Consider the following 15,799-nt stretch of genomic DNA (forward strand, 5'->3'; position numbering starts at 1 on the left):
GGCGTGTGCCGCGCCTGATTCAGCCGCCGATGTACGACATTTCCACTTTCTTTTTACCGTGCTCAAGCGTGGTGGCCGTCAAATCCGTCTGGCTGGTGCGCAATTGCGAATAGCGGTCGGCGCGGCCGCGCCACAACTGCGCCACGGCCGAGGAGATTTCCTCATCGCTGCGGCCGCCGCGCAGCAGGCTGCGCAAGTCGTGGCCGCTGCTGGCGAACAGGCACGTGTACAGCTTGCCCTCGGTCGAGAGGCGGGCGCGGCTGCAATCGGCGCAGAACGCTTGCGTGACGCTGGAAATGAGGCCGATTTCGCCGCTGCCATCGGCATAGCGCCAGCGCGCCGCCGTCTCGCCCGTGTAGTTGGGGTTGATGGGCAGCAAGGGCATGTGTGCACCGATGCGGCGCACCACCTCGGCGGACGGGATGACTTCCTGCAAGTTCCAGCCGTTCGAGGCGCCCACGTCCATGTATTCGATGAAGCGCAAGATGTAGGGCGTGCCCTTGAAGTGGCGTGCCATGGGCACGATTTCCTGCTCGTTCATGCCGGCCTTGACGACCATGTTGATCTTGATGGGGCCGAGTCCCGCCTGGTGCGCCGCATCGATGCCGTGCAGCACGTCGGCCACGGCGAAGTCGACATCGTTCATGCGCTTGAAGGTGGCGTCGTCGAGCGAGTCGAGCGACACGGTGACGCGGTTCAGGCCCGCATCCTTCAGCGCTTGCGCTTTTCTGGCGAGCAAGGAACCGTTGGTCGTCAGGGTCAGGTCCAGCGGCTGGCCCGAGGGCGTGCGCAGTGCGGCCAGCATGGCCATGAGCTTTTCGATATTTTTGCGCAGCAGCGGTTCGCCGCCCGTCAGGCGGATCTTTTCCACGCCGTGCGCGACGAACAGGCGCGCGATGCGCGTGATTTCCTCGAACGACAGCAAATCCGTGTGCGGCAGATACACGTGGTTCTTGTCGAACACGTCTTTCGGCATGCAATACACGCAACGGAAATTGCAGCGGTCGGTAATCGAGATGCGCAGGTCGTGCAGAGGCCGGCCCAGGCTGTCGGCCACGTTACCGCTGGGACTTTCCAGCCGCGCGGGGATCGCCAAGGCCCCATTGCGGGCCTCGGCGAGGTAGATAATCTTGTCAGCCATGAAAGGTGATACCACTTACGTTAAATCGGTCAAGGCAGATACGATAGCACGAGGCCGAAGATGGCACAGGCGAGCAGCAATTTGATGGTGCCCACCTGAAACTTGATCAGCGCCACGCCGGCCGCCAGCGCGATGAGCATCGCCAGCCAGTCCCAGTGCGGCAGCGGGTTTGCTTGCCAGAAGACATGGCGGCCAAAGAACAGGGCCAGGCTGGCGATGACGCCCACCACGGCCGCCGAAATGGCCGTCAGGGGCGCGCTCAGGCGCAAATTGCCGCGCGACGCTTCCACCAGCGGCGCACCGGCCAGGATGAAGATGAACGAGGGCAGGAAGGTGAACCAGCTGGCGACCAGGGCGCCACAGACGCCCGCCAGCCACAGGTGCTCGCCTGCCACGGCATGGCTCCAGCCGCCGACAAAACCGATGAAGGCGACGATCATGATCAAAGGGCCGGGCGTCGTTTCACCCAAGGCCAGGCCATCCATCATCTGCGCGCTGGTGATCCAGTGGTAGTGGTCGGCGGCGCCCTGCACCAGGTAGGGCAGCACGGCATACGCGCCGCCGAACGTCAGCAGGGCCGCCTTGCTGAAAAACACGCCCATCTGCGCCAGCGGCTGGTCCGCACCGCCCGCCAGCGCCAGGCCCAGCCAGGCGAAGAAGGCCAGCGCCAGGCCCAGTGCGCAGGTGGCCAGCAGGCGCGGCCATTTGAGCTGCGCGTGCTCCGGCGTGGGCGTGTCGTCATCGATCAGGGCGGCGCCGTAGCGGGCCGCGCCGCCATGCCCCGTACCGCCGGCCTGAAAATGGGCCGGCAGCCAGCGGCCGCCCGCCATGCCCAGCAGGGCTGCCGTGAGCACGATCAGCGGAAATGGCAGCTGTAGCGCGGCGATGGCGACAAATGCGCCCGCCGCGATGGCGATCAGGCCGGGACTGCGCAAGGTGCGCCGGCCCAGGCGCCAGGCGGCCGCCAGCACGATGGCGACGACGGCCGGCTTGATGCCGTACAGGATGCCGGCGATGGCGGCCACGTGGCCATACGCCATGTACAGCCAGGACAGGACGATCAGCACCCCCAGCGAGGGCAGCAGGAACAGCAGGCCCGCCACCAGCGCGCCGCGCGTGCGGTGCATCAGCCAGCCGATGTAGATGGCCAGCTGGGTCGCTTCCGGCCCCGGCAGCAGCATGCAGTAGTTCAGGGCGTGCAGGAAGCGTTGCTCGGAAATCCAGCGCCGCTTTTCCACCAGTTCCGCATGCATCATGGCGATTTGCCCGGCCGGGCCGCCAAAGCTGACGCAGCCCAGCTTGAGCCAGTACCAGAAGGCGCTGCGCAGGCTGACGGGGGCGGGAAGTTGATTGGCGTTGTCGTGCATGGCGGCTGGCTGACAAGGAGAGTGGACATAAAAAAGGGGAAGCCTGAGCTCCCCCTTTCATCATTGGCGGCTGGGCGAACCCTGCGCGCTTATGGACGTTGCGTGTTGACCTGGATCAACGGCTCATCCGATTGCGGCGGCAATGGCTTGCGTTCGCGCGGCTTGCGTACGGGAGCGACTGCCTTGGCGGCCGCTTCCTGCGCCAGGCGCAGTTTTTCCGGATCGGTGGCAGCCAGGGTCAGGCCGGCGGAGCCGAGCACGGCGCTCAAGTCCAGCGGCGCAGGCGCCGGCGCTGCAGCGACGACCGGTGCTGGCGCCGGAGCAGGAGCAGGTACGGGAGCCACTTCGGCAAGCACCGGAGCCGCTTCCACCACGGCAGGCGCCGTTTCAGCTGCTGGTGCGTCCTCGATCACGGCGATGGCTTCCACCAGCGGCGCAGCTTCCACCACGGGTACGGCTTCGACGATGATTTCAGCTGGTGCTGGTGCAGCTTCCGCTTTCTCGGCAAAGCTGTACTCGGCAACGGGTGCCGGTTCGGCAGCGGCTGGTTCAGCGTGCGCCGCAGCCACTTCCACAGGGGCTTGCGGCACGATCACTTCCGCAGCTGGTGCGGCTTCTGCGGCTGGAGCGGCTGCTTCGACCTTGGCCACTTCGACCACTTCGACCACTTCCACGACGGCAGCTTCCACTGGCGCGGCGACGGCGACGACAGCGGCGGCAGCCACGACGGCGACCGGAGCCGCGTCAGCTGCAGCTTCCGGCGCTGGAGCGACCGTAAAGCTGATCGCTGGTGCGTCCAGGCCTTCGTTCTCGCCGTTTGCCGATTCGATCAGCTCGCCCGTTTCGCGGTCGCGGCGGTTGCGGTTGCGGCCACCACGACGACGGCGGCGGCGCGGTTCTTCGCCTTCCACGTCGTTTTCCGTCTCTTCGCCTTCAGGACCGGCATTGACCGGCGCTTTCAGCAAGCTCGTTGGCGCGGCATCAGCGTCCGGACCGCTCGACGCCACGACGACATTCACTGCGGTGGCGCTGGCGCCCACCAATGCCAGCTCGTCAGCTTTCACTTCAGCAACAATAGCCTTGTCGGCGCGTGGTTCGCGGCCTTCGCGTGGCTGGCGTGGCGGACGTTCGGCGCGTTCCGGGCGCTCTGCGCGCTCAGGGCGTTCCGCGCGTTCAGGACGCTCGCCGCGTTCGCGTGGTGCTGCCGTTGCCTCGCCCGCTTCACGCGGTTCACGTGGCGGACGCGGTGGGCGTGGCGGACGGGCCGCCTTTTCCAGTGCTTCCGCTTCCTTGGCAGCATCGTCCTGGGCAGGACGGGCCTGGCCTGGTTCGCGTTCTTCGCGGCCAGGCTTGCCGTTGCGGCCACGGCCACGCGGGCCACGGCTGTTGCGGTCGCCGCGGTCGGCGCCGGCCGGTTTGGCTGGTGCGACAGGGGCGGGCGCTGGCGCCACCGGTGCCGGTGCGCCGGTGAAGAAGCTGATGATCTTGGCGATCAGGCCCTGTGGTGCGGCAGGCGCGGCCACCGGAGCCGGTTTCACTTCGACAGGCTTGCGCTCGACCAGCGGTGCCGGCTGGTCAGGGGTGATCGTCTTGACGACGGCTTCCTGGCGCGGCTTGGCTTCTTCCTTCTGGCGCTTGCTGTAAGCCATGTCGGTTTCAGCGCTTTCGGCCAGGTTGTAGCTGGCCTGGCTGTCTTCCAGACGCGGATCGTCGTGCTTGATGCGTTCCAGTTTGTAGTGCGGCGTTTCCAGATGCTTGTTCGGGATCAGGATCACGGCGATGCGGTGGCGGTTCTCGATCTTCAGCACTTCGCCGCGCTTTTCGTTCAGCAGGAAGGCGCCCACATCGACGGGCACTTGCACGTGGATGGTGGCCGAGTTTTCCTTCATCGCCTCTTCCTGGATGATGCGCAGCACCTGCAGGGCGGACGATTCCGTGTCGCGGATATGGCCGGTGCCGGAGCAGCGCGGGCACGTCACGTGCGAGCCTTCGGACAGCGAAGGGCGCAGGCGCTGGCGCGACAGTTCCATCAGGCCGAAGCGGGAAATTTTGCCCATTTGTACACGGGCACGGTCATGGTGCAGCGCATCTTTCAAGCGCTGTTCCACTTCGCGCTGATTTTTTGCCACTTCCATGTCGATGAAGTCGATGACGATCAAGCCGCCCAGGTCGCGCAGACGCAGCTGGCGGGCCACTTCTTCGGCCGCTTCGCAGTTGGTGTTGAAGGCGGTCGTCTCGATGTCCGAACCGCGCGTGGCGCGGGCCGAGTTGACGTCGACGGACACCAGCGCTTCGGTGTGGTCGATCACGATGGCGCCGCCCGATGGCAGCGGCACGGTGCGGCTGTACGCCGTTTCAATCTGATGTTCGATCTGGAAGCGCGAGAACAGCGGCACGTCGTCGCTGTAGCGTTTTACGCGGTGCACCATGTCGGGCATCACGTGGCTCATGAACTGGTGCGCCTGGTCGTAGATCTCGTCGGTGTCGATCAGGATCTCGCCGATGTCGGGCTGGAAGTAGTCGCGGATGGCGCGGATGACGAGCGACGATTCCTGGTAGATCAGGAAAGCGCCGTTGGCCGACTTGCCGGCGCCTTCGATGGCGCGCCACAGTTGCATCAGGTAATTCAAGTCCCACTGCAGTTCATCGACGTTGCGGCCGATGCCGGCGGTGCGGGCAATGACGGACATGCCAGCTGGCAAGTCCAGTTTATCCATGGTTTCGCGCAATTCCTGGCGCTCTTCACCTTCCACGCGGCGCGATACGCCACCGCCACGCGGGTTGTTCGGCATCAGGACCAGGTAACGGCCGGCCAGCGAAACGAACGAGGTCAGGGCGGCGCCCTTGTTGCCGCGCTCTTCCTTTTCGACCTGAACCATGATTTCCTGGCCTTCGCGCAGCGCTTCCTTGACGGAAGCGTTACGCACATCGACGCCTTCGCGGAAGTATGTGCGGGCAACTTCCTTGAAGGGCAGGAAGCCGTGGCGGTCTTCGCCATAGCTGACGAAGCACGCTTCGAGCGATGGCTCGATGCGCGTGATGACGCCCTTGTAGATGTTGGATTTGCGCTGTTCGCGCCCGGCTGTCTCGATATCGATGTCGATCAGTTTTTGTCCGTCGACAATCGCTACGCGCAGCTCTTCTTGCTGCGTGGCATTAAACAACATGCGTTTCATTTTTATAACTCCGCGACCCGTAGGCCATCTCAAAGCCGCTTCCGGGGAAGCGGCGAAAGTACAGGGATATATGCGAGAACGGGAGTGTTGGCGGGGGAAATGCCCAGGCGTGCGGAGCAACAACGCGTACGAGGTATACGTTACGGCCGCAACAGGCGCGGTGAGGTCAATCGTCATGCCGAGTGCACAGGACACTTGCAACTCATCTGAAACAGCCCGGATGAGAATGAACTGCATCGGGGGCAGAGAATGCAAGTGGTCAGCAAATTCAGAGCCAAAATCGTTAGCCGGCTCATTACAGGGATCGCGATGGCGAGGCTTGGCCTCAGCCTATCATCGACAACCCTCAGTATTTGGCCACATACGGGGTTTGGCGAAAACGGCAAGCGTTATCAACTTCATCAACCCGCGAGCCCGACTCGATAAGTCGCGCTAACGGGTACTTATCCTTATAATCCCACACTCACTTCAGCATCTCCACGCGTTATCCGATTACAACTACGGTGCAACCTTGATTCGCGCAGGGATGGTGCATATACATTTTTTTCCACCGAATTTGCAATTTGGCGAGGCCGGTGGAGACGCCCCTGTGTAAAATGTGCTTTTATTCTTACACTCGCAGCAGCCAGGGCCGCAGCAAAAACAATTATATATTCAAAATGAAGGACTTAGAGAGATTTCTGGGAAGACATAGTAAATGAAGAGTCAAAATGATGTTGTTCCCCCTTCAACACCCCCGGTTCAGCCGCAAGCCCAATTCGTAACGATCGCCGAGGAAGAAGCAGGCCAGCGCATCGACAACTACTTATTAAGAGTGTGCAAGGGAGTGCCTAAAAGCCACATCTACCGGATCTTGCGATCGGGAGAAGTGCGGGTTAATAAAGGCCGTATCGATCAGCTGTACCGTCTCGCCGCCGGCGACGTGGTGCGCATTCCACCCGTGCGCGTGGCCGAAAAGGCGCCCACGGGCGCGCCGGCCGCCGAATTCAAGATCATCTTCGAAGACGCGCAGCTGCTCGTCATCGACAAGCCGGCCGGCGTGGCCGTGCATGGCGGCTCGGGCGTCTCGTTCGGCGTGATCGAGCAATTGCGCGCCTCGCGCCCCGACGCCAAGTTCCTGGAACTGGTGCACCGCCTGGACCGCGACACGTCCGGCTTGCTGTTGCTGGCAAAGAAGCGCACGGCGCTGACGAATTTGCACGAGCAGATGCGCGACGGCCTCACGGACAAGCGCTACCTGGTGCTGGTGGCCGGTGACTGGAAGAATGCGCGCCAGCATATCAAGCTGCCGCTGCATAAGTATACGACCGCCGAAGGCGAGCGCCGGGTGGCCGTGCAGGCCGATGGCTTGGCGTCGCACACGGTGTTTTCGCTGTTGTATAAATATCACAACTTCGCCTTGCTGGAAGCGGAATTGAAGACGGGACGCACGCACCAGATCCGCGTGCATCTGTCCTCGTCCGGTTTCCCCATCGCGGGCGACGATAAATATGGCGACTTTGCCCTCAACCGTGCCCTGTTGAAAGCCGACAGCACGCGCGGCGCCCTGAAGCGCATGTTCCTGCACGCGCACCAGATCACGTTTACGCATCCGGAGACGGGCAAGACGATGACCCTGAATGCGCCGCTGGCTGCCGAATGCGAGCGTTTCTTGGTAAGCTTGGGCAAACCATTGGCCGTTGCCGCACGATAGCTCTCCATCGCGTGCGCGCGACACTACTCACAAGGTAGTCAGTCGCCATCATTCATTCTCAAGGAGCCGGCGGCTTTGCCGTCGGGAAAAATGGCAAGAAAGCAATTTGATCTGATCGTCTTCGATTGGGACGGTACCCTGATAGACAGTACCTCGACCATCGTCAAGTGCATCCAGGCGTCGGCGAAAGACCTGGGCTTGCCAATTCCCACCGAGCTGGTCGCTTCGCACGTGATCGGCCTGGGCTTGCAGGAAGCCATGCAGCTGGTGATGCCCGATGTGGAGCCGAAATACCATGCGCGCATGGCCGAGCGCTACCGTTATCACTATCTGTCGCGCGACCATGAGCTGACCCTGTTTCCCGGCGTGCAGGAAATGCTGCAGGAACTCTCGCAGCAAGCGTACTTTCTGGCCGTCGCCACGGGCAAGAGCCGTGTCGGCCTGAACCGTTCGCTGAATGCCGTCAAGCTGCTGTCGCTGTTCGATGCGACGCGCTGCGCCGATGAAACGTTTTCCAAGCCCCATCCGGCCATGCTGCAGGAGCTGACGCGCGAATTGGGACAGGATATGCGTCGCACCGTGATGATCGGCGACACCAGTCATGATTTGTTGATGGCAAGCAATGCAGGCGCGGCCGGTATTGCCGTAGAGTATGGAGCGCATCCGGTGGCGCAGTTGCAGGCTTGTAAGCCCCTGTATTCGGCCGCCACGGTGGCCGATCTGCACCAATGGCTGAGCGAGCACGCATGATGAGCGATGGTGTGGAAGTGTTGATTTGTGCCGCCGACACGCTGGCCGATGGCGGCAAGGGCGTGCGCTTTCCCGTCTCGGCCGGTGGTGAAGCGACCACCGGCTTTGTCGTGCGCCACGGTGGCAAGGCGTATGGCTACCTGAACCGCTGCGCCCATGTACCGATCGAACTGGACTGGGCCGAGGGCGAGTTTTTCGAGTCCAGCGGCTTGTACCTGATGTGTTCGACGCATGGCGCCATCTATGTGCCGGAGAGCGGCCTGTGCGCGGGCGGTCCCTGCAAGGGCGGCCGCTTGCGCCCGATTCCCGTGAGCGAGCGCGATGGCCAGCTGTACTGGCAACCCGATGAGTATGTCCAGCCGCTGCCGGCCTGAAGCCGGGCACAGGCATTATTGCAATTTAAACAAAGTGAACCATGAGCGATAACACGAATGACAAGCTGGACAGCAGCGCGCCAGCCGCCGGTCACGGCGCCCCTGCGGGGAACTGGGAGCGCGCCGTGCTGGAAAAGCTGGTATTTGCCACTTTGCAAGAGCAGCGCGCGCACCGCCGCTGGAGCATCTTTTTCAAGATCTTCGGCCTGCTGATCGTGCTGTTCGCCCTGTGGGTGTTTTATGACTACAACACGGCCGACGACAGCGAGACCCTGGGCCGCCACACGGCCCTGATCGACATCAGCGGCGCCATCGAGTCCGAAGGCAGCGGCTCGGCCGCCGTCGTCATCCCCGCGCTGGACAAGGCGTTTTCCGATGCCGGTTCCGTGGCCGTGGTGCTGCACATTAATAGTCCGGGCGGCAGTCCCGTGCAGGCCGGCATGATCGTCGACGAGATGCAGCGCCTGCGCAAGGGCTATCCGGACAAGCCCTTGTATGTGGTGGTCGATGAAATGTGCGCCTCGGGCGGCTATTACATCGCCGCCGCCGCCGACCGCATCTACGTCAACAAGGCCAGCGTGGTCGGCTCCATCGGCGTGCTGATGGATGGCTTCGGCTTTACGGGCGTGATGGACAAGGTGGGCGTCGAGCGCCGGCTGCTGACGGCGGGCGAGAACAAGGGCTTCATGGACCCGTTCAGTCCCCTGACGGACAAGCACAAGGCGTATGCGCAAGGCATGCTCAATGAAATCCACCAGCAATTCATCGACGTGGTGCGCACGGGACGGGGCAAGCGCCTGAAGGAAACGGCCGATACCTTCTCGGGCCTGTACTGGACGGGGGCGAAAGCCGTGGAAATGGGCTTGGCCGACGATTTCGGCACGGTCGACAGCGTGGCGCGCGATGTCGTCAAGGCGGAAGACATCGTCGACTACACGCAGCATGAAGGCTTGCCGGAGCGGGTGCTGAAGAAATTTGGCGCCGCCATGGGCGCAGGCGCCATGAAGGCGGCCGTGCAGCAGTCACAACCGGTGTTGCGTTGAAGGCATCACTGTTGGCTGGCAGGCAAGCCAGTCGAGAATGATTTTCAATAAGATGCTAATTTGGCTTGAAAAAGGGGCTGCTTGGGCTATAGTGAAAGCGTAGTTCTTTTCAAGGAGGGGCGATATATCAACTATGTTGTCAGTACTAACTTGATTGGCAGGTCTTGGAACTACTCGCCGCATCGCAGATGTGGTTTTGAGTGAATTTACATTCCTCACTAAAGTCCCGATGGGGCTTGGGAACGGCGGCGCAATGCCGCCGTTTCCTTTTGTGCGTCGTCCTTGCCGGGTAGGCTGGCATTGCGCAATGCGTGATCTGGTCTGGCTGGCAACGCAGGCATGCAGGGGCAGGGCATGGCGCGTCCGATGGCGGCGCGCTCAGGCGGCGCAGCCGTTACAGTGCGCGGGCAGGGGGGCCGGCTCCTCTGCTGTGACGCTGGTGCTGGTATCGGGCGGCATGTCCGCCATGGCGGGCGCGCTCACGTTGTCGGCTGCCGCATCCGCGTGCGCAAAACCGCCCAATTCCAGCCAGCACATGAAGTGGGATTGCGCCTCGGCATGCCAGTGCGTCTGGCTCGCTGGCGATGGCGGCGCGTCCGCCTGCTGCGGCGCAGGGACGTTGCGCCAGCGCGCCACGCCGAGTCTGACCTTGTGCATGGCCGCTTGTTCCGCGGCGATGCGCTGGCGCAGGTCGGCGATGCTGCCTTGTAAGGCGATGGTATCGGTATGCTTCATACGATGTCCTTATGCGGGGTGGCGACTGCCACAATTCCTAAAGTGCATTAGGCGGATTCCTAACGAAGTTTCAGTCTATCAATGCGATATTCCGAGCGCTTGATATATCTCAAAGGAATCATCCATTTCTCGCCAAATCTCACCTTGTTCTTTTTGGCATTTCTGTCTGCGCCATGGTTTGGTGCCGCTGGCGCCGTCGCGCAGGCGCCAGGTGCCGCCGCTTCACGCTGCCAGCCGCTTCTGGTAAAGTCACGCCCATGAGTAAATTATCCCTAGACCGCATCCTGCAATCGCAGGGTTTTGGCACCCGTAAATATTGTCGTTCCCTCATCGAAGATGGCGATGTCGTCATCGATGGCGTCACCCAGACCACTTACCGCACCACCGTCGAGACCGAAGGCCTGGTGCTGCACGTGTTTGAAGAAGAGTGGGTCTACCGCGCGCACCTGTACCTGGCGCTGAACAAGCCCGCCAACTTCGAATGCTCGCGCAAGCCCAGCCATCATCCTGGCGTGCTGACCTTGCTGCCGGAACAGTTCACCTGGCGCGAAGTCCAGCCCGTCGGCCGGCTCGACCACGATACGACCGGCATGCTGCTGATGTCCGACGATGGTCCCTTTATCCATGCACAATCGTCGCCGAAGCGTCACGTTCCCAAGATTTACCAGGCTACCACGCAAGAGCCCGTGACCGATGCACTGGTGGCGCAGCTCTTGGCCGGCGTGCAATTGCACGATGAACCGGCCCCGCTGGCCGCCCTCGTGTGTGTCCAGCGCGGAGAATTCCAGCTGGAAATCGTGCTCGAACAAGGCAAATACCACCAGGTCAAGCGCATGCTGGCCGCCGCCGGCAACCATTGCAGCGCGCTGCACCGTTCCGCCATCGGCAGTCTGACGCTGGAATCGCTGGGCATCGCCGAAGGCGAGTGGTGTTATCTGACTCCAGAGCAGATCGCGCTGCTGGCATAAATCCCTCCTGACCGCCAAAGCCGGGAATGTCCCGGCTTTTTGGCGTCTTTGGTCCCTAATTGCCCGCATTTGACGAAGTTTCCCGTACATGAAATTAGCAACTTTGAAAGACGGCACGCGCGACGGCCAGCTGGCTGTCGTCTCGCGCGACCTGAAAACGGCCCACCTGGCCGATGGCATCGCCTCGACCTTGCAAAAGGCGCTCGACGACTGGAGTTTCATCGCGCCCCAGCTCGATTTACTGTACCAGACCATCAATAGCGGCCGCGGCCACCGCGCCTTCGACTTCGACCCTGCCAACTGCATGGCGCCCTTGCCGCGCAGCAGCTTGCGCGTGGCCGGCGCCTCGTACCTGCAGCAGATCGAGCGCGCCTGCAAGGCGGCGGGCGTTGACGCGCCCGCCAATTGGCGCGAGGCGCCGCGCCTGTACCAGGGCGCCAGCGACGATTTCCTCGGCGCCCACGACGATATTGTCTTGGCGCACGAGCAGTGGGGCATCGATTACGAGGCGGGCCTCGCCGCCATCACGGACGACGTGGCCATGGGCTCGACGCCGGACCAGGCGCACCTGAACATCAAGCTGTTGATGCTGGTCAACGACATTACCTTGCGCAACTTGGCGCCCGAGGAGCAGGCCAGCGGCTACGGCTACCTGCAAGCGAAGCCGGCCATGGCCTGCTCGCCGGTGGCCATCACGCCCGACGAGCTGGGCGATGCATGGCGCGGCGGCAAGGTGCATTACGCCTTGCGCTGCAGCCTGAACGGCAAATTGACGGGCCAGCCCCACGCGGGCGCCGACATGGCCTTCAATTACCCGCAATTGCTCGCCCATCTGTGCCGGACGCGCAACGCGCGCGCCGGCAGCGTGGTCAGCGCGGGCGGCGTCGCCAACAAGGAAATTAAAAAGGGTTTTGCCAGCATCGTTGAGCGACGTAACCAGGAGATGATCGCCGATGGCGTCGCCAGTACGCCCTATTTGCTGTTCGGTGACGTCGTCCGGCTGGAAATGCTCGGTGATGATGGCAAGTCGCTGTTTGGTGCCATCGAGCAGACCGTCAAGCAGGCCGAGGCGCGCAAGTCGCGCTAAGGTTTCTGGAGAGCAAAGGAAAAGCAGGGGATTCGCCCTCCTTTTCCCTTGATGGCGTTGCCGTCATTGAATCGATAATGTGTCATGCCCAGTCCGTATTGCGCCTAACCAGGCTGCAGGACTTCACCGGAGTTGATTGATGTCGGACGACAGCGACGCAGAAAAGACCGAAGCCGCGTCACCGAAGCGCCTCGAGCAGGCGCGTGAGGAAGGCGACGTTCCGCGATCGCGTGAAGTGGCCACGTTTACGGTGCTGATGGCGTCCGGCTGCTGCCTGTGGTTTGCCGGCGACGCCATCGTGCGCCGGCTGACGGCCGTCATGGTGTCCGGGCTGACCCTGGACCGCGAGCAAATCCTCAATCCCGACGCGATGATGTTGCGCATCGGCTACGACGTGGGCTCCGTCTTGCTGACTTGCCTGCCGTACGCCGCGGCCATCATGCTCGTCGCGCTGGCCTCGCCCGTGCTGGTGGGTGGCTGGCTGTTCAGTTCCAAGGCGTTCACCCCCAATTTTGGCAAGCTCAACCCGATTCGCGGCCTGGGCAATATGTTTTCGAAGAATGCGCTGGTGGAATTGCTCAAGGCCATCGCCAAGACGCTCGTCGTCGGCGTCGTCGCCTGGATGGTGATGCAGCACCAGAAAGACGCCGTGCTGGGCCTGTCGGTCGAATCCTTGCGCGCCGGTTCGGCCCATCTGATCAGCCTGCTGATCACGGCCTTTTTGCTGATCGTCGGCGCGCTGGGCCTGATCGCCGCCATCGACGGCCCGTACCAGATGTGGCACTACGCCAACAAGATGAAAATGTCCTTGCAGGAAGTCAAGCAAGAGGCGAAGGAGTCGGACGGCAATCCGCAGATCAAGGCGAAGATACGCCAGATGCAGCATGAAATGTCGCGCCGCCGCATGATGGCCGACGTGCCGACGGCCGACGTGGTGGTGACCAATCCTACCCACTACGCGGTGGCCTTGAAGTATGGCGAGAATTCGCGCGGCGCGCCGCAGGTGGTGGCCAAGGGCATCGACGAGGTGGCGGCGAAGATCCGCGAACTGGCCGGCGAACACAAGGTCGCCATCCTCGAAGCGCCGGCGCTGGCGCGTGCGCTGTACCAGCACACGGACATCGGCGACGAGATCCCCGAGGCGCTGTATGGCGCCGTGGCCGAAGTGCTGGCCTACGTGTTCCAGCTGCGCAGCTACGGCAGCGGCCATGGCCAGCGCCCCGACAAGCCGAAGAAACTCGACGTGCCGCCCGAGCTCGATCCGCTCGACCCGGCATCGCAGATCAAGGCCGCAGCCGACGCGGCAGACAAGAATAAAGGAAGTACACCATGAACGGCCTGAGATTGCCAGCCTGGCTCAGCGGTATGAGCGGCAACGCCAGCAAGGGCATCGCCGCGCCGATCATCATCATCATGCTGCTGGCGATGATGGTGCTGCCGCTGCCGGCCTTCATCCTCGACATTTTTTTCAGTTTCAATATCGCGCTGTCCATCATCGTGCTGCTGACGGCGCTGTATACGGTCAAGCCGCTCGACTTCATGGCCTTCCCGACCATTTTGCTGGTGTCGACCATGCTGCGCCTGTCGCTGAACGTGGCGTCCACGCGCGTGGTGCTGACGGAAGGCCATACGGGCGCCGACGCGGCCGGTAAAGTGATCGAGGCGTTCGGCCACTTCCTGATCGGCGGCAACTATACGGTCGGTATCGTCGTCTTCATTATTTTGACCATCATTAACTTTACCGTCGTGACCAAGGGTGCGGGCCGTATCGCCGAGGTGGGCGCCCGCTTCGCGCTGGACGCCATGCCTGGTAAACAGATGGCCATCGATGCCGATCTGAACGCCGGCCTGATCGGCGAAGACGAAGCGCGCCGCCGCCGCACGGAAGTGGCGCAGGAAGCGGAATTCTATGGCGCCATGGACGGTGCCAGCAAATACGTGCGCGGCGACGCCATCGCCGGCATCATGGTCACCGTCATCAATATCGTCGGCGGCTTGCTGGTGGGCTTGTTGCAGCATGACATGGGCTTTGCCGATGCCCTCAAAAACTACACGCTGCTGGCCATCGGTGACGGCCTGGTGGCGCAGATTCCTTCGCTGATCATTTCCACGGCGGCCGGTATCGTCGTCTCGCGCGTGGCCAGCGACCAGGACATCGGCACCCAGCTGGTCGGTCAATTGTTTGCGAAACCGCAAGTGCTATATATTACCGCCGGCATCATCGGCGGCATGGGCCTGATTCCGGGCATGCCGAACATGGTCTTCCTGCTGCTGGCCTCCGCGCTGGCCGGTTCCGCCTATTTGATCAGCAAGAAGCGCACGCAGGAAAAAGAGGCGTCCGAGAAACCGGCCGACGTGCCGCCAGCGACCGTGGCGCCCGAGCAGGAAGAGGCCAGCTGGCAAGACATCATGCCCGTCGACACGCTGGGCCTGGAAGTGGGCTATCGCCTGATCCCCCTGGTCGACAAGACGCAGGGCGGCGAATTGCTCAAACGCATCAAGGGCATCCGCAAGAAATTTGCCCAGGAAGTGGGTTTCCTGGCGCCGCCCGTGCATATCCGCGACAACCTGGAGCTCAAACCCTCCGCCTACCGCATCACCCTCAAGGGCGTGGAAGTGGGCGTGGGCGAAGCGTTCAACGGGCAGTTCCTGGCGATTAATCCCGGCATGGCCAGCGGCGCCTTGCCGGGCGTGGCCACCAGCGATCCCGCGTTCGGCTTGCCCGCCACCTGGATCGACGCCAGCTTGCGCGACCAGGCGCAATCGATGGGCTACACGGTGGTCGATGCGGGCACCGTGGTGGCCACGCACTTGAACCACCTGATCACCTCGCACGCTTCCGAACTGCTGGGCCGCGCGGAAGTGCAGTCGCTGCTCGATCACCTGGGCAAGGATGCGCCGCGCCTGGTGGAAGACCTGGTGCCGAAGATGCTGTCGCTGTCGACCCTGCAAAAAGTGCTGCAGAACCTGCTGGCCGAGGGCGTGCACATCCGCGACATGCGCAGCATCATCGAAACCCTGGCCGAGCATACGGTCAATACGCAAGACCCGAACGAGCTGACGGCGCTGGTACGCGTATCCCTGGGCCGCGCCATCGTGCAGCAACTGTTCCCCGGTGCGGCCGAATTGTCCGTGATGACCCTCGACAGCCGCCTGGAGCGCTTGCTGATGCAAGCGATGGGCAACGGCGGCGACGGCGCCGGCATCGAGCCGGGCCTGGCCGATACCATCGCCCACCAGGCAGGCCTGGCCGCGCAGCAGCAGGAGGCGCTGGGCCTGACGCCGGTGCTGCTGGTGCCGGCGCCGCTGCGCGCCCTGCTGTCGCGTTTCCTGCGCCGCGCCTTGCCGCAGCTGAAGGTGCTGTCGCATGCGGAAGTGCCGGAAACCAAGACCATCCGCGTCACGGCGCTGGTGGGCGCGCAGTAGTTGAGATGGTTAATGCCGGGGTCAGACTGAGCTAGCGTT

12 protein-coding genes are annotated in these 15,799 nt (G+C 62.9%); 8 read left to right on the forward strand and 4 right to left on the reverse strand.

Annotated elements, in window-relative coordinates; genetic code table 11:
• Nucleotides 1–19: 19 nt before the first annotated feature.
• From moaA to ACP7DW_RS12380, 3 genes are all read right to left on the reverse strand, one after another.
• Nucleotides 20–1,141: a GTP 3',8-cyclase MoaA gene (moaA, locus tag ACP7DW_RS12370; RefSeq protein WP_426055685.1), complete on the reverse strand. Its 1,122-nt coding sequence runs from the start codon at nucleotides 1,139–1,141 to the stop codon at nucleotides 20–22.
• Between the two features lie 29 nt (nucleotides 1,142–1,170).
• On the reverse strand, nucleotides 1,171–2,508 hold the full coding sequence (gene chrA / locus ACP7DW_RS12375; RefSeq protein WP_426055684.1) for a chromate efflux transporter: 1,338 nt from the start codon (nucleotides 2,506–2,508) through the stop codon (nucleotides 1,171–1,173).
• A gap of 89 nt (nucleotides 2,509–2,597) precedes the next feature.
• A complete protein-coding gene (locus ACP7DW_RS12380; RefSeq protein ID WP_426055683.1) occupies nucleotides 2,598–5,684 on the reverse strand; it encodes an Rne/Rng family ribonuclease in 3,087 nt (1,028 codons plus the stop codon).
• A gap of 697 nt (nucleotides 5,685–6,381) precedes the next feature.
• Here ACP7DW_RS12380 and ACP7DW_RS12385 point away from each other — a divergent pair.
• The 4 genes from ACP7DW_RS12385 (at nucleotide 6,382) to ACP7DW_RS12400 (ending at nucleotide 9,544) form a co-directional block, all read left to right on the forward strand.
• Entirely contained in the window at nucleotides 6,382–7,377 is a 996-nt protein-coding gene (locus ACP7DW_RS12385; protein WP_426055682.1) for an RluA family pseudouridine synthase, read from the forward strand.
• Between the two features lie 90 nt (nucleotides 7,378–7,467).
• Nucleotides 7,468–8,127: an HAD-IIIA family hydrolase gene (locus ACP7DW_RS12390; protein WP_298413898.1), complete on the forward strand. Its 660-nt coding sequence runs from the start codon at nucleotides 7,468–7,470 to the stop codon at nucleotides 8,125–8,127.
• Nucleotides 8,127–8,501 (forward strand): Rieske (2Fe-2S) protein, encoded by a 375-nt coding sequence (locus ACP7DW_RS12395; RefSeq protein WP_426055770.1) that lies wholly within the window; start codon nucleotides 8,127–8,129, stop codon nucleotides 8,499–8,501. The genes ACP7DW_RS12390 and ACP7DW_RS12395 overlap by 1 nt, the downstream gene beginning before the upstream one ends.
• 41 nt (nucleotides 8,502–8,542) lie before the next feature.
• Nucleotides 8,543–9,544, forward strand: coding sequence for a S49 family peptidase (locus tag ACP7DW_RS12400; protein ID WP_426055681.1), 1,002 nt, complete (start codon nucleotides 8,543–8,545; stop codon nucleotides 9,542–9,544).
• Between the two features lie 378 nt (nucleotides 9,545–9,922).
• On the opposite strand, the gene ACP7DW_RS12405 is transcribed toward ACP7DW_RS12400, so the two are convergent.
• Nucleotides 9,923–10,279 (reverse strand): hypothetical protein, encoded by a 357-nt coding sequence (locus ACP7DW_RS12405; RefSeq protein ID WP_298413906.1) that lies wholly within the window; start codon nucleotides 10,277–10,279, stop codon nucleotides 9,923–9,925.
• 257 nt (nucleotides 10,280–10,536) lie between these two features.
• Between ACP7DW_RS12405 and ACP7DW_RS12410 the strand changes: the two genes are divergently transcribed.
• The 4 genes from ACP7DW_RS12410 to flhA all read left to right on the forward strand — a co-directional run bounded on the left by ACP7DW_RS12410 (nucleotide 10,537) and on the right by flhA (nucleotide 15,760).
• Nucleotides 10,537–11,247 carry a pseudouridine synthase gene (locus tag ACP7DW_RS12410; protein WP_426055680.1) on the forward strand — a complete coding sequence of 237 codons (711 nt, stop codon included), beginning with the start codon at nucleotides 10,537–10,539 and terminating at the stop codon, nucleotides 11,245–11,247.
• Between the two features lie 88 nt (nucleotides 11,248–11,335).
• Nucleotides 11,336–12,334 (forward strand): fumarylacetoacetate hydrolase family protein, encoded by a 999-nt coding sequence (locus ACP7DW_RS12415; RefSeq protein WP_426055679.1) that lies wholly within the window; start codon nucleotides 11,336–11,338, stop codon nucleotides 12,332–12,334.
• A 139-nt stretch (nucleotides 12,335–12,473) separates the two neighbouring features.
• Nucleotides 12,474–13,667: a flagellar biosynthesis protein FlhB gene (gene flhB, locus ACP7DW_RS12420; RefSeq protein ID WP_426055678.1), complete on the forward strand. Its 1,194-nt coding sequence runs from the start codon at nucleotides 12,474–12,476 to the stop codon at nucleotides 13,665–13,667.
• The gene (gene flhA, locus ACP7DW_RS12425) at nucleotides 13,664–15,760 is read left to right on the forward strand and encodes a flagellar biosynthesis protein FlhA (protein ID WP_426055677.1); all 2,097 of its coding nucleotides are present in this window, start codon (nucleotides 13,664–13,666) and stop codon (nucleotides 15,758–15,760) included. Before flhB ends, flhA begins: the two co-directional genes overlap by 4 nt.
• The last annotated feature ends 39 nt before the right edge of the window (nucleotides 15,761–15,799 follow it).

It is taken from the genome of Janthinobacterium sp. PSRC1-1, from assembly GCF_049897525.1.
In the GTDB taxonomy this organism is placed as follows: Bacteria; Pseudomonadota; Gammaproteobacteria; order Burkholderiales; family Burkholderiaceae_D; genus Janthinobacterium; species Janthinobacterium tructae.

What these genes read in the sequence shown, in the direction of transcription:
- moaA (WP_426055685.1), bottom strand. Translation starts at nt 1,141, where the DNA reads ATGGCTGACAAGATTATCTACCTCGCCGAGGCCCGCAATGGGGCCTTG.
- ACP7DW_RS12405 (WP_298413906.1), bottom strand. Translation starts at nt 10,279, where the DNA reads ATGAAGCATACCGATACCATCGCCTTACAAGGCAGCATCGCCGACCTG.
- ACP7DW_RS12410 (WP_426055680.1), top strand. Translation starts at nt 10,537, where the DNA reads ATGAGTAAATTATCCCTAGACCGCATCCTGCAATCGCAGGGTTTTGGC.
- flhA (WP_426055677.1), top strand. Translation starts at nt 13,664, where the DNA reads ATGAACGGCCTGAGATTGCCAGCCTGGCTCAGCGGTATGAGCGGCAAC.
- ACP7DW_RS12415 (WP_426055679.1), top strand. Translation starts at nt 11,336, where the DNA reads ATGAAATTAGCAACTTTGAAAGACGGCACGCGCGACGGCCAGCTGGCT.
- ACP7DW_RS12400 (WP_426055681.1), top strand. Translation starts at nt 8,543, where the DNA reads ATGAGCGATAACACGAATGACAAGCTGGACAGCAGCGCGCCAGCCGCC.
- ACP7DW_RS12395 (WP_426055770.1), top strand. Translation starts at nt 8,127, where the DNA reads ATGAGCGATGGTGTGGAAGTGTTGATTTGTGCCGCCGACACGCTGGCC.
- chrA (WP_426055684.1), bottom strand. Translation starts at nt 2,508, where the DNA reads ATGCACGACAACGCCAATCAACTTCCCGCCCCCGTCAGCCTGCGCAGC.
- ACP7DW_RS12380 (WP_426055683.1), bottom strand. Translation starts at nt 5,684, where the DNA reads ATGAAACGCATGTTGTTTAATGCCACGCAGCAAGAAGAGCTGCGCGTA.
- ACP7DW_RS12385 (WP_426055682.1), top strand. Translation starts at nt 6,382, where the DNA reads ATGAAGAGTCAAAATGATGTTGTTCCCCCTTCAACACCCCCGGTTCAG.
- ACP7DW_RS12390 (WP_298413898.1), top strand. Translation starts at nt 7,468, where the DNA reads ATGGCAAGAAAGCAATTTGATCTGATCGTCTTCGATTGGGACGGTACC.
- flhB (WP_426055678.1), top strand. Translation starts at nt 12,474, where the DNA reads ATGTCGGACGACAGCGACGCAGAAAAGACCGAAGCCGCGTCACCGAAG.